This window comes from Roseomonas sp. CECT 9278, from assembly GCF_918698155.1.
In the GTDB taxonomy this organism is placed as follows: Bacteria; Pseudomonadota; Alphaproteobacteria; order Acetobacterales; family Acetobacteraceae; genus Neoroseomonas.
In genome coordinates, this window is record NZ_CAKKLX010000024.1 from 29,558 (window position 1) to 41,297 (window position 11,740).

The following is an 11,740-nucleotide window of genomic DNA, read 5'->3' on the forward strand; positions in this document are numbered from 1 at the left end:
CACGCGGCATCAGACCGCCTTCAGGAAGGCCTCGACATCCGCCGGCGTGCCGACCGACAGCGCGCTCGCCTCCGGCGCGTTGCGCTTCATCAGCCCGGTCAGCACGCGGCCCGCGCCCACCTCCACGAAGCGGTCGCAGCCCATCGCGGCCATGGCGGCGACGCATTCGCGCCAGCGCACCGTGCCGGTCACCTGCTTGACCAGCAGGTCGCGGATGGCGGCCGGGTCGGTAGCCTTGGCGGCGGTCACGTTGGCCACCACCGGCACCAGCGGCGCGCGCATCGTGGCACCGGCCAGCGCCTCGGCCATCGCATCTGCTGCCGGGGCCATCAGCGCACAATGGAAGGGGGCGGAGACCGGCAGCAGCATGGCGCGCTTCACGCCGCGTTCCTTGGCGATCTCGATGGCCCGCTCGACCGCGGCCTTCGCACCGGAGATCACCACCTGGCCGCCGCCATTGTCGTTGGCGGCTTCCACCACGGCGCGCTCGTGGGTCTCGGGGTCGGGTGCCGCGGCCTCGCAGATCTCGCGCGCCAGGTCGATCTCGGCGCCCAGCAGCGCGGCCATGGCACCGGTGCCGGGCGGGGTCGCGGCCTGCATGGCATCGCCGCGCAGGCGCAGCAGGCGCGCCGCGGTCGCGACATCGAAGGCGCCGGCGGCGGTCAGGGCGGAATATTCGCCGAGCGAATGGCCGGCCACGAGCGCCACGCGCTGCGCCAGCACGAAGCCGCCCTCGGATTCGAGCGCGCGCACCACCGCCAGCGAATGCGCCATCAGCGCGGGCTGCGCGTTGGCGGTGAGGGTGAGGTCCTCGGGCTGGCCTTCCCACATCAGCTTCGAGAGCTTCTGCGAGAGCGCGTCGTCCACTTCCTGGAAGACATGGCGGGCGGCGGGGAAGGCCTCGGCCAGGTCGCGGCCCATGCCGACGGCCTGGCTGCCCTGCCCGGGGAAGACGAAGGCGAGCGACATTCTGCGGCGTTTCCGTTCGCTTTGGTTCGATGCAGCGGCGCGAATGGGCCGCCCGCCCGCCCGTGTCAATCCGGCAGGCGGCCCGGCGCGGCGATGGCGAGCATGACCTGGCCGATCACGCGCTCGGCGCAGGTGGCGGCGTCGGCGCCTTCGAAGATGCCCGGGCGCATGCCCCACTGGTGGATCGAGAAGATGATGTCGGTGGCGTCGCGGCGCGAGATGCGGCGGAATTCGCCCTGCGCGATGCCTTCGTCGACCACCGCCATCACGACATCCCAGAAGATGGCGAGGTCGGCGGCGTATTCGCGCTCGGTCTCCGGCGGCCAGGACCAGGACAGGCCGGTGATGGCGGCGTACATGCGCGGCTCCGCCAGGTCGCATTCCGCCCAGGTGTGCAGGATGCCGGCCAGGCGTTCGGTCGGCGTGCCGGGGCGCGAGGCCGCCATGCGCGTCGCGGCCAGCTGCTGGTCGTTGAAGTTGCGCAGCACGGCGTACAGCAGGCCCGCCTTGCCGAGGAAATGCGCGTTGATCAGCGACGGCGCGACGCCGGCCTCGGCGGCGATGTCGGTCGAGCTGGTCGCTTCGTAGCCGCGCTCGCGGATCAGCTTCTCGGCGGCTTCGACCAGGCGGGCCATGGTCCGGGTGCGTTGTTCGGCACGCTTGGCGGTGGAACGGCGCCGCGGTGCAGGCGGTATCGACATGGCAGCGTGATGCCTCGGGCAAGTTCGGGGCGCAAGTTTGTTGCCAAGAGTCGTTAATTTCTCTTATTGAATACCCTCAATGAAACACGAATATTTGATTCCTTGACATCGAGAACACGCCGCACTGCGCGCAAACGCGACGCCGGCAGACCGATGCCCCGCCCCGCAGCGCAGGCAGGGGCTGCGTGGCAGAAGCGCGTCGGGGCGCCAAGCCGGGCCACCGCAGCGACGAATCCGATGTTCGGGCTTGCGGGCAACTTCATTGTTGCGTTACATCGAAAATATTCGATGAATTTGCCATCTTCGCCAGATTCGTTTGCCCCGCTCGGAGCCGTTGACGATGCGCGACAAATCCGACCCTGCAACGCTCGCGCGCAGCGTCGCCTTCGCCAAGACGGTGGCCGAGGAACTGCGCGCCCTCGCTGCCGGCGAGAAGACCTGCGGCGAGGGCCTGGTCTGGATGCTCGCGGTGCTCACGACGCGCCATCCCGACCTTGAGCATGCCGTGGCGGTGCGGCGCCTGGTCGCGGCGCTGCTGGTCGAAAGCGGGCCGATGGTCTGGCAGCACGTCCGCGATGGGGCCGGCAGCGTCAGTTGAGCTGTATGCCGGCGTCGGTCACCACCTGGCGCCAGCGCGCCAGTTCGGTCGAGATGGTCTGCCCCAGTTCCGCCGGGGTGCTGGCATCGATGGTGAAGCCGGCGGCGGTCAGGCGCTGCGTCACCTCCGGCAGGCGCAGGGCGGCGGCGATGGTCTCGTGCAGCCGCGCGATCGCCGGCGCCGGGGTGCCCGCCGGTGCCAGGAACGCCGACCACGATGCCGAGACCACCTGCGGGAAGCCGGCCTCGGCCATGGTCGGCACTTCCGGCAGGGGCGCGAAGCGGCGCGGCATGGCGATGGCGATGCCGCGCAGCGCGCCGGAGGCGACATGCGGGCGCACCGTCGCGGCGTTCAGGATCGAGCACTGCACCGTGCCCTGGATCATGGCGGTGACCGCCGGCGCGCCGCCCGAGAACGGCACATGCGTGGCCTGGGTGCCGGTGGCGCGCAGGAACAGCTCCATGCCGAGCTGCTCGGTGGAACCCACGCCGCCGGAGGAATAGGCGGCGCGGCCGGCCTCGCGCTTCAGCCAGTCGATCGTCTCGGCGACGGTGCGCGCGGGGACGTCCTTGTGGACCACCAGCATGTTGGGCACCGACATCGCCAGCGTGACCGGGGCGAAGTCCTTCTCAGGGTCGTAGCCGGGTTGGCGCATGACCGCGGGGTTGATGGTCATGGTGCCGGAGGCAGCGACGATCAGCGTGTGGCCATCGGCCGGCTGCGCCACCACATGGCGCGCGGCGATGGCGCCGGTCGCACCCGGGCGGTTCTCGACCACCACGTTCTGCCCGAGCACCTGTTGCAGGTGCGGCGCCACCAGGCGCGCCACCACGTCGTTCGGCCCACCGGGGGCGAAGGGCACCACCAGCACGATCGGGCGGGTCGGCGCCCAGGCCGCCTGGGCCAGGGCCAGGCGCGGCGCGCCCAGGGCGGCGATCGGCAGGATCATGGCGCGGCGGCGGTTCATGCGTGGTCTCCCGGTGGATGTCCGCGCGATAGCAGCATGAAGCGTGCCGGCGCGCATCCCCGCCGCCGTCGCCGCGCCACGGCAGGCCTTGCGCCCGCCCCCCCACCCGTGCTTTACGCCCCGCTCCCCTGCCGGGCGCGAGGCAATCGCCCGGCTATGCCCGTTTGCGCGCCCCGTCCCGGGGCCAGGGCTGAGCCAGCCAAAGGGAGCTCCCATGCCACTGTACGAATGCGTGTTCATCGCGCGCAATGACATCACCCAGCAGCAGGTCGAGGCGATCGCCGAGCAGGTCGCCGGCCTCATCACCGAAGGCGGTGGCGAGGTGAAGAAGCGCGAATACTGGGGCCTGCGCGGCCTCGCCTACAAGGTGAAGAAGAACCGCAAGGGGCACTACATGCTCCTCGGTATCGACGCGCCGGGCACCGCGCTGCCGGAAGTCGAGCGCCAGCTCGGCCTGAACGAGGACGTGCTGCGCTCCCTGATGATCAAGGTCGAGGCGATCGACGAGGCGCCCTCCGCCGTCCTGGCGAAGCGTGGCGACGACCGCGAGCGCGACCGCGGCTTCCGTGGCCCGCGCCCGGCCGGCCGCTTCGGCTCCGGCCGCACCGGCGGTGGCCGCGAGCGCGGCGACGACCGCGAGGAATTCCGCGCGCGTCCGCGCGACGAGATGGACGGCCCTGGCGGGCACGAGGAGTAAGCCATCATGTCCGATTCCAACGACCTGACCCCCGCCGGCCGCCGCCCCGCCGTTGGCGCGCGCCGCCCCTTCTACCGCCGCAAGAAGTCCTGCCCCTTCTCCGGGCCGCAGGCGCCGAAGATCGACTACAAGGACGTCCGGCTGCTGTCGCGCTTCCTGAGCGAGCGCGGCAAGATCGTCCCGTCCCGCATCACGGCGGTGTCCGGCAAGAAGCAGCGCGAACTGGCCCAGGCCATAAAGCGCGCCCGCTTCCTGGCGCTGCTGCCCTACGTCATCAACGACTGACCAGGCCATGGGCGGCGTGCTGAGCAATCCGCGCGGGCTCGCGGCGATGGCAGGGGGCCTCGCGGCCGCCGTGCTGTCGCTGTGGGCGATGCGCGGGCTACCGCTCGGCTTCGCCGCCTTCTGGCTGACGCCGCTGCCGCTGTTCGCCACGGGGCTGGGCTTCGGCCCGGCGGCCGCGGCGGGTGCGGCGGGGATCGCCGCGGTCATTCACCTCGCCGTCGCGGACATCCTGCCGGCGGCGGTCTTCCTGGTCGCCTTCGGCATCCCGGCGGTGCTGATCGTCGCCACCGGCTTCCGCGAGGGGCGGCTTGACCCGTCGCTGCCGCTGGCCGTCCTTGGCCTGTGGCCGGCGGTGGTCATCATCGGCTGCGGCGTGGCCTTCGCCGGCCTGCCTGGCGGGCTGGAGGGCGCGATGCGCGAGGCGGTCGAACAGGGGCTGCGGCGGATGGGCTCCAGCCCGGCGCAGGTCCCGGTCGACCAGCTGGTGCAGGTGATGGCGGCGGCGCTCGGCTTCTGGGCGGCGGTGTCGCATTCGGTGAATGGCGCGGCGGCGCAGTCGGCCCTTGCGCGCACGGGCTGGGCGCTCGCGCCCTCCCCGCGCTGGAGCGAGGTGCGGCTGCCCGCCTGGTACCCGCCGCTGACCGTGCTCGGCGCCGCGGCCTGGCTCGCCTTCGGGCGCGACGGGGACGTGGTGCTGCTGTCGGTAGTGCTGGTGCTGCTGCTGCCGGTGTTCCTGCAGGGGATCGCCGCGGTGCATCGACGCTCGGCCGGTCGGCCGGGCCGCAACTTCATGCTCGGCGTGTTCTACACCGGGCTGATCATTCTCAGCGTGCCGGCCGCGATCGCGGTGACGGCCTTCGGTTTCTACGAGCAATGGGGGCGGCCCTCGAGCCCGCCCGGAGGCACAACATGATCGAACTCATCCTGATGCAGCGCGTCGACAAGCTCGGCCAGATGGGCGAGCTGGTGAAGGTGAAGCCGGGCTACGCGCGCAACCACCTGATCCCGACCGGCAAGGCGATCCGCGCCAACAAGGACAACCTCGCGCGCTTCGAGCGCGAGCGCGCCCAGCTGGAAGCGCAGAACATCAAGCGCCGCGGCGAGGCCGAGCGCACCGCCGAGCGCGTGGCGGGCCTGTCCATCGTGATCATCCGCCAGGCGGGCGAGAGCGGCGCGCTGTACGGGTCGGTCTCGACCCGCGACATCGCCGATGGCTGCAAGGCCTCGGGCCTGTCGGTGGACCGCGAGCAGGTGATGCTCGGCCAGCCGATCAAGTCGGTCGGCCTGACCACGGTGCAGGTCGCGCTGCACCCCGAAGTCGCCATCCCGGTGGTGGTGAACGTGGCGCGCAGCCCCGAGGAAGCCGAGAAGCAGGCGCGCGGCGAGCGTGTCGAAGCCGAGGACGAGGCCGAGGCCGCGTCGCTCGAAGCCGAGCTGGCCGCCGAACTGGCCGCCGGCCAGGCCGAAGGCGCCTGACGCGCGCGGCGCGGAGGCCGGTCCTCCGCGCCGACCGTGCCGCGCACCGCGCCGGCCCGGCGCGCCCCGCGGCGGTGCGGGCACGACCTTGCCGACCCGCCTTCGCGGGGCTGGCGACCGGCCCGGATCGTCCCGGCGCCCGTGCCCTTGCTGCCAGGCGCGCGCGGTCAGGGCACACCGCCTCATTCGGCCGAACGGTACGATCCGGGTGGATCCGTCCCAGCCTGCCGCCCTGCCCCGTCGTCGGAACCGCATGCGCCTCACCGCCATCGCCATGATCCGCAACGAGGCGGACATCCTTCCCGACTTCCTCGGCCATTGCGCGGCGCTGTTCGACGAGGTGCTGGTGGTCGACCATGCCTCGACCGACGGCACCACCGAGATCCTGGCCGCGGCGGCGGTGCGCATGCCGCTGGTGGTGCGCCGCTACGCCCAGCGCCCCTATGTGCAGTCGCAGCTGGTGACGGCGCTGGCGCAGGAGGCCTTCGCGCGCGGCGCCGACTGGGTGTTTCCCCTCGATGCCGATGAATTCCCGATGGTGGCGGGGCGCGACGACCTGCTGGCGCGCCTGCCGGCCGATGCGGCGGCGGTGCTGTGGCGCTGGCGCAATCTGTGGCCGCTGGGCGACCACGGCTTCGCGGCCTTCGACGCAGCGCGCGACTACGAGAGCCTGCCGCCCGACATCGGCACCACCGTCAAGATCGCCATCGCGCGCCAGGTGCCGGTGCTGCTGCCCGGCTTCGCCATCGGCCAGGGCAGCCACAACGTGGCCGGCCTGCGCGATCGCGCGGGCATGCCCGCCGAGGTCGGGCGGCTCGCGCATATCCCGATCCGCAGCCGCGAACGCTTCGTGATGAAGGCCACCGCCGGCATGAAGGCGGTGGCCGAGACGCCCGCCCTGCCGGCCGGTTCGGCCACCCAGTGGCGCCGCGCGGCCAACCGGCCGGAACGCTTCGACGGCACCGATGGGCTGGCGCGGCTGCGCCGCAGCGCGCTCGCGTATCCGGCCGCGATGGATCCGGCCGCCATCGCCGAGCCCGTCGTGTTCAAGCCCGCCGACCGGCTCCAGGGGCTGCCCGCCGCGCTGCCAGATGCCGCCGCGGTGCTGGCGCGCGAGGCCGCATTGGCCTGGCAGCCGGTGCCCGGGGAACCCTGGCGGATCGCGCTGCGCGACGATGCGCTGGTGCTCGTGCCACGCTGACACCGGCGGCGCGGCGCGGCGCATCGCCGCGGATGCATCCCCGTCATCCCCGCTTTCCACAGGCCGCGCGCGGCGCAGCGCGCCGGTCTAGGATGGCGCCATGAACGAGATCGATCCCGCGGGCAGTTCGCTGCTGGGCCTGTCGCAGCGGCTGCCGCCATCCAACCTGGCGGCGGAGCAGGCGCTGCTCGGCGCGCTGCTGGCCAACAACAAGGCCTATGAGCGGGTCAGCGAGTTCCTCGCCCCCGAACATTTCGCCGACCCGATCCATGGCCGCATCTTCCAGGCCATCCAGCGGCGCGTCGAGGCCGGGCAGCTTGCCGATGTGGTGACGCTGCGGGCGGAATTCGAACATTCCGGGCTGCTGGATGAGGTCGGCGGGCCGGCCTACCTGGCGCAGCTTCTGTCGGCCATGGTCGGCATCATCAATGCCGGCGAATACGGCCGCGTGGTGTTCGATGCCTGGCTGCGGCGGCAATTGATCGACCTCGGCGAAGTGGTGGTGAACCGTGCCTTCGGCGCCGAGGCGGAGCTCGATGCCACGCAGCAGCTGGAAGCGGCCGAGCAGGCGCTGTTCGACCTCGCGAAGGATGGCGCCGCTGGCGAGGGCGGCATGGTCACCTTCGACCGCGCGCTGGCGACGGCGGTGGAGGCCGCGGCCAAGGCCTTCTCCACCCCAGGCGGCGTCTCGGGGCTGAGCACCGGGCTGCGCGACCTGGATGCCAAGATGGGCGGGCTGCACAAGTCGGACCTGATGATCGTCGCGGGGCGGCCGGGCATGGGCAAGACCGCGCTCGCCACCAAGATCGGCTTCGGCGCGGCGAAGGCGATCCTGCGCGAGGCGCGCGATGCCGATCCCAATGCGGTGCCCAAGGGCGGTGTCGCGATCTTCTCACTGGAAATGAGCGCCGACCAGCTGGCGACCCGCCTGCTGTCGGAGGAAGCGCGGATTTCCGGCGACCGCATCCGCCGCGGCGAGATCGGCCAGCGCGACTTCGACCGCTTCGTGGAAGTCAGCCGCGATATCTCGTCGCTGCCGATCTATATCGACGACACGCCGGCCATCACGATCAGCGCGTTGCGGACGCGCTGCCGGCGCCTCAAGCGCACGCGCGGGCTCGATCTTGTCATCGTCGACTACCTGCAGCTGATGCGCCCGGCGGCCGGCACGCGGCCGGAGAACCGCGTGCTGGAGATCAGCATGATCACGCAGGGGCTGAAGGCGATCGCGAAGGAGCTCGCGGTGCCGGTGATCGCGCTGTCGCAGCTCTCGCGCGCGGTGGAATCGCGCGAGGACAAGCGCCCGCAGCTGTCCGACCTGCGTGAATCCGGGTCGATCGAGCAGGACGCCGACTCGGTCATGTTCGTCTATCGCGACGACTACTACCTGATGCAGCGCGCGCCCAAGGAGCTGGCCTTCGACAACAACGACAAGTTCCACGAGGCGGTCGACAAGTGGCAGAAGGACATGGAGCTGGCGCACAACAAGGCGGAACTCATCATCGCCAAGCAGCGCCACGGCCCGACCGGCACGATCAAGCTGTTCTTCGAGGCCGAGTTCACCCGCTTCGGCGACCTCGATACCCATCACGAGGACTCCATGCGTGACTGACGCCCTGGCCATCCGCCCCGCACGGCCCGAGGATTTCGACGCCTGGCTTCCATTATGGGCGGGCTACAACGCCTTCTACGAGCGCACCGGGCCGACCGCCGTGAGCGAGGCGCAGACGCGCACCACCTGGGCGCGCTTCCTCGACGGCCACGAACCCATGGAGGCGCTGGTCGCCGAGCATGACGGCGCGCTGGTCGGCTTCGTGCACATCATCTTCCATCGCAACACCACGATGATGGGCCCGACCTGCTACCTGCAGGACCTGTTCGCCGCGCCGGCACTGCGCGGCAAGGGCGTCGGTCGGGCGCTGATCGAAGCGGCGGCGGCGCGCGCGACGCAGGCCGGCGCGGCGCGGCTGTACTGGCAGACGCAGCAGGGCAATGCGACGGCGCGCCTGCTCTATGATCGCATCGCGCAGAATTCCGGCTTCATCGTGTACCGCATGGACCTGGCGTGAGCCCGCAGACCGGCCAGCCGGTCCTGACCATCGACCTGCCGGCGATCGCGGCGAATTGGCGCGACCTGGCGGCGCGCGGCGCACCCGGCGCGGTGGCGGGCGTGGTGAAGGCGGATGGCTACGGCCTCGGCGCCATCGAGGTGGCGCGCGCGCTGCGCGGCGCCGGCTGCCGTCACTTCTTCGTGGCCTGCCTGGCCGAGGGGCTGGCGCTGCGCGCCGCACTCGGCGCGGGTCCGATGGTCGCGGTGCTGGAAGGCTTCGCGCCGGGCGAGGATGGCGACGCGGGCCTGGTGCCGGTGCTGAACGCGCTGTCGGACGTGGCGGCCCATGCGGCGGCAGGCCGCGCGGCCGGCGTGGCGCGGCGCGCCATCCTGCACCTGGATACCGGCATGGCGCGGCTTGGCCTGGATGCGGGGGAACAGGCGCGGGTCATGCAGGACCACGGGATCCTGGCCGGTCTCGACCTGATCTATGCGATGACGCACCTGGCCTGCGCGGATGAACCGCAGCATCCGATGAACGCGGCCCAGGCGGCGCGCTTCACGGCCGCCTGCGCGGGGTTGCCGGCGATGCGCCGGTCGCTGGCCAATTCATCGGGGATGTTCCTCGGGCCGGGCTTCGGCAGCGACCTCGCGCGGCCGGGCTGCGCGCTCTATGGCATCAATCCCACGCCGGGCGCGCCGAACCCGATGCGCCAGGTGATGCGGCTTGATGCGCCGGTGCTGCAGGTCCGCGATATCCCGGCCGGTGCTTCGGTCGGCTACGGCGCCTCCTGGGTCGCGCAGCGCGCCTCGCGCATCGCCACGGTTGCGGTGGGCTATGCGGATGGCTACCTGAGAAGCCTGTCGGGCCGGGCCATGGGCGAATTCCAGGGCCGGCCCGTTCCCCTCGTGGCACGGGTGTCCATGGATTTGACGACCTTCGACGTGACCGACCTGCCCGACATCGCCGTGGGCCGCCGCATCACCGTGCTGGGTGGCGCGCGCTGCACGCCGGACGAGGCGGCCGCGCGCGCGGGCACCATCGGCTACGAGATGCTGACCGGCCTCGGTGCGCGCTACCACCGCGACTACCTGCGGGGCTGAGGGCTTGAACCTGGTGCTGAACCCCCTGGCCGCGGTCGGGCGCGGCGTGATCGGCGGCTGCCGCAGCGTGGGCGCCGTCGCCCTGTTCGCGCTGGCCGGCGTGTCGCACCTGCTGCGGCCGCCCTTCTACGGCCGGCTGTTCCTGCGTCACCTGGCGGAGATCGCATACTTCTCCCTGCCCGTTGTCGCGCTGACGGCGGTGTTCACCGGCATGGTGCTGGCGTTGCAATCCTATACCGGCTTCGCGCGCTTCAACGCGGAAGGCGCGGTGGCGAACGTGGTCGTGCTGTCCATCACGCGCGAACTGGGTCCCGTGCTGGCCGGGCTGATGGTGGCCGGGCGCATCGGCGCCGCCTTCGCCGCCGAGATCGGCACCATGCGCGTGACCGACCAGATCGACGCGCTGACCACGCTGTCGACCAACCCGATGAAGTACCTGGTGGCGCCGCGGCTGCTGGCGGGCGTGGTGGCGCTGCCCTTCCTGGTGGTGGTGGCCGACATCCTGGGCGTGATGGGCGGTTGGCTGATCGGCACCACGCAGCTCGGCTTCGGCTCGGCGGCGTATCTCAAGGCCACGATGGATTTCCTGCAGGTGTCGGATGTCGTCTCGGGGCTGGTGAAGGCGGCCGTGTTCGGCTTCGTGATCACGCTGATGGGCTGCTGGTGCGGCTACCATTCGCGCGGCGGCGCGCAGGGCGTGGGCGCGGCGACCACGGCGGCGGTGGTGTCGTCGTCGATCCTGATCCTGGCCCTCGACTACCTGCTGACCGCGATGTTCTTCGCGACATGACCGACGCACCACCGAAGATCCGCCTGCGCGGCCTGTGCAAGGCGTTTGGCGACAAGCGCGTGCTGGATGGCGTGGACCTCGATATCCGCGCCGGGCATGGCATGGTGATCCTGGGCGGGTCGGGTTCCGGCAAGTCGGTCACCATCAAGTGCATCCTGGGGCTGGTGCAGCCCGATGCCGGCACCATCGAGGTCGATGGCCGCGACCTGCTGTCGATGCCGCGGCGCGATCGCGAGGCGCTGGCCGACCGCATCGGCATGCTGTTCCAGAACGGCGCGCTGTTCGACAGCCTGCCGGTCTGGGAGAACGTGTGTTTCAAGCTGCTGGCGCAGAAGCGCATCACGCGCGGCGCGGCGCGCGACAAGGCGGCGGAGGTGCTGGCGCAGGTCGGCCTGGCGGCGTCGGTGGGCGACCTGTCGCCGTCCGAACTCTCGGGCGGGATGCAGAAGCGCGTGGGCCTGGCGCGCGCGATCGCGGCCGAACCGGACATCATCTTCTTCGACGAACCGACCACGGGGCTGGACCCGATCATGGGCGCGGTGATCGACGGGCTGATCGTGGATTGCGTGAAGCGCCTCGGCGCCACCGCCGTGTCCATCACGCACGACATGGCGAGCGCGCGGCGCATCGGCGACGACGCGGCCATGCTGCACAAGGGGCGCATCGTCTGGACCGGCGCGGCGGCGGCGCTGGGGGAGACCGGCAATGCGGTGGTGGATCAGTTCGCACGCGGGGAGCGCGACGGGCCGATCCAGATGGAGTTGCGGCGGTAGCGCAGGCGGTCGGCCCCGCGCGCCTGCGCGGCACGCCTCGTGACCCGCGCGCCTGCCCGGCGCGACCCCTTGACCCGCGCGCCTGCCCGGCGCGACCCCTTGACCCGCGCGCCTGCCCGGCGCGACCCC

At 71.7% G+C, this 11,740-nt stretch carries 14 protein-coding genes; 11 read left to right on the forward strand and 3 right to left on the reverse strand.

The window, feature by feature from the left end; all coding sequences use genetic code 11:
- Positions 1 to 9: 9 nt before the first annotated feature.
- Together fabD and LQ222_RS15930 are read right to left on the reverse strand one after the other, a co-directional pair.
- Positions 10 to 969: an ACP S-malonyltransferase gene (fabD, locus tag LQ222_RS15925; RefSeq protein ID WP_230167814.1), complete on the reverse strand. Its 960-nt coding sequence runs from the start codon at positions 967 to 969 to the stop codon at positions 10 to 12.
- Between the two features lie 65 nt (positions 970 to 1,034).
- Positions 1,035 to 1,604: a TetR/AcrR family transcriptional regulator gene (locus LQ222_RS15930; RefSeq protein ID WP_230167815.1), complete on the reverse strand. Its 570-nt coding sequence runs from the start codon at positions 1,602 to 1,604 to the stop codon at positions 1,035 to 1,037.
- A 406-nt stretch (positions 1,605 to 2,010) separates the two neighbouring features.
- Between LQ222_RS15930 and LQ222_RS15935 the strand changes: the two genes are divergently transcribed.
- On the forward strand, positions 2,011 to 2,268 hold the full coding sequence (locus LQ222_RS15935) for a hypothetical protein (RefSeq protein WP_230167816.1): 258 nt from the start codon (positions 2,011 to 2,013) through the stop codon (positions 2,266 to 2,268).
- Here LQ222_RS15935 and LQ222_RS15940 read toward each other — a convergent pair.
- The gene (locus tag LQ222_RS15940) at positions 2,261 to 3,235 is read right to left on the reverse strand and encodes a tripartite tricarboxylate transporter substrate binding protein (RefSeq protein ID WP_230167817.1); all 975 of its coding nucleotides are present in this window, start codon (positions 3,233 to 3,235) and stop codon (positions 2,261 to 2,263) included. The two genes, LQ222_RS15935 and LQ222_RS15940, sit on opposite strands and share 8 nt — an antisense overlap.
- 214 nt (positions 3,236 to 3,449) lie before the next feature.
- Here LQ222_RS15940 and rpsF point away from each other — a divergent pair, with 214 nt between their 5' ends.
- From rpsF to LQ222_RS15990, 10 genes are all read left to right on the forward strand, one after another.
- On the forward strand, positions 3,450 to 3,932 hold the full coding sequence (rpsF, locus tag LQ222_RS15945; RefSeq protein WP_230167818.1) for a 30S ribosomal protein S6: 483 nt from the start codon (positions 3,450 to 3,452) through the stop codon (positions 3,930 to 3,932).
- A gap of 6 nt (positions 3,933 to 3,938) precedes the next feature.
- A complete protein-coding gene (rpsR, locus tag LQ222_RS15950; protein WP_230167819.1) occupies positions 3,939 to 4,217 on the forward strand; it encodes a 30S ribosomal protein S18 in 279 nt (92 codons plus the stop codon).
- Positions 4,218 to 4,224: 7 nt separating this feature from the next.
- Positions 4,225 to 5,130, forward strand: coding sequence for a DUF2232 domain-containing protein (locus tag LQ222_RS15955; RefSeq protein WP_230167820.1), 906 nt, complete (start codon positions 4,225 to 4,227; stop codon positions 5,128 to 5,130).
- Positions 5,127 to 5,693, forward strand: a complete 567-nt coding sequence (rplI, locus tag LQ222_RS15960) for a 50S ribosomal protein L9 (protein ID WP_230167821.1) — start codon at positions 5,127 to 5,129, stop codon at positions 5,691 to 5,693. Before LQ222_RS15955 ends, rplI begins: the two co-directional genes overlap by 4 nt.
- Positions 5,694 to 5,946: 253 nt before the next feature.
- Positions 5,947 to 6,894 (forward strand): glycosyltransferase family 2 protein, encoded by a 948-nt coding sequence (locus LQ222_RS15965; RefSeq protein ID WP_230167822.1) that lies wholly within the window; start codon positions 5,947 to 5,949, stop codon positions 6,892 to 6,894.
- A 100-nt stretch (positions 6,895 to 6,994) separates the two neighbouring features.
- Positions 6,995 to 8,506, forward strand: a complete 1,512-nt coding sequence (locus LQ222_RS15970; RefSeq protein WP_230167823.1) for a replicative DNA helicase — start codon at positions 6,995 to 6,997, stop codon at positions 8,504 to 8,506.
- Positions 8,499 to 8,963 carry a GNAT family N-acetyltransferase gene (locus LQ222_RS15975; RefSeq protein ID WP_230167824.1) on the forward strand — a complete coding sequence of 155 codons (465 nt, stop codon included), beginning with the start codon at positions 8,499 to 8,501 and terminating at the stop codon, positions 8,961 to 8,963. Before LQ222_RS15970 ends, LQ222_RS15975 begins: the two co-directional genes overlap by 8 nt.
- A complete protein-coding gene (alr, locus tag LQ222_RS15980; RefSeq protein ID WP_230167825.1) occupies positions 8,960 to 10,048 on the forward strand; it encodes an alanine racemase in 1,089 nt (362 codons plus the stop codon). Before LQ222_RS15975 ends, alr begins: the two co-directional genes overlap by 4 nt.
- A gap of 4 nt (positions 10,049 to 10,052) precedes the next feature.
- Positions 10,053 to 10,838 (forward strand): ABC transporter permease, encoded by a 786-nt coding sequence (locus LQ222_RS15985; protein WP_230167826.1) that lies wholly within the window; start codon positions 10,053 to 10,055, stop codon positions 10,836 to 10,838.
- Positions 10,835 to 11,611 (forward strand): ABC transporter ATP-binding protein, encoded by a 777-nt coding sequence (locus LQ222_RS15990; protein ID WP_230167827.1) that lies wholly within the window; start codon positions 10,835 to 10,837, stop codon positions 11,609 to 11,611. Before LQ222_RS15985 ends, LQ222_RS15990 begins: the two co-directional genes overlap by 4 nt.
- Positions 11,612 to 11,740: the final 129 nt, after the last annotated feature.

What these genes read in the sequence shown, in the direction of transcription:
- LQ222_RS15955 (WP_230167820.1), top strand. Translation starts at nt 4,225, where the DNA reads ATGGGCGGCGTGCTGAGCAATCCGCGCGGGCTCGCGGCGATGGCAGGG.
- rpsF (WP_230167818.1), top strand. Translation starts at nt 3,450, where the DNA reads ATGCCACTGTACGAATGCGTGTTCATCGCGCGCAATGACATCACCCAG.
- rplI (WP_230167821.1), top strand. Translation starts at nt 5,127, where the DNA reads ATGATCGAACTCATCCTGATGCAGCGCGTCGACAAGCTCGGCCAGATG.
- LQ222_RS15970 (WP_230167823.1), top strand. Translation starts at nt 6,995, where the DNA reads ATGAACGAGATCGATCCCGCGGGCAGTTCGCTGCTGGGCCTGTCGCAG.
- LQ222_RS15940 (WP_230167817.1), bottom strand. Translation starts at nt 3,235, where the DNA reads ATGAACCGCCGCCGCGCCATGATCCTGCCGATCGCCGCCCTGGGCGCG.
- LQ222_RS15965 (WP_230167822.1), top strand. Translation starts at nt 5,947, where the DNA reads ATGCGCCTCACCGCCATCGCCATGATCCGCAACGAGGCGGACATCCTT.
- LQ222_RS15990 (WP_230167827.1), top strand. Translation starts at nt 10,835, where the DNA reads ATGACCGACGCACCACCGAAGATCCGCCTGCGCGGCCTGTGCAAGGCG.
- rpsR (WP_230167819.1), top strand. Translation starts at nt 3,939, where the DNA reads ATGTCCGATTCCAACGACCTGACCCCCGCCGGCCGCCGCCCCGCCGTT.
- fabD (WP_230167814.1), bottom strand. Translation starts at nt 969, where the DNA reads ATGTCGCTCGCCTTCGTCTTCCCCGGGCAGGGCAGCCAGGCCGTCGGC.
- LQ222_RS15930 (WP_230167815.1), bottom strand. Translation starts at nt 1,604, where the DNA reads ATGGCCCGCCTGGTCGAAGCCGCCGAGAAGCTGATCCGCGAGCGCGGC.
- LQ222_RS15935 (WP_230167816.1), top strand. Translation starts at nt 2,011, where the DNA reads ATGCGCGACAAATCCGACCCTGCAACGCTCGCGCGCAGCGTCGCCTTC.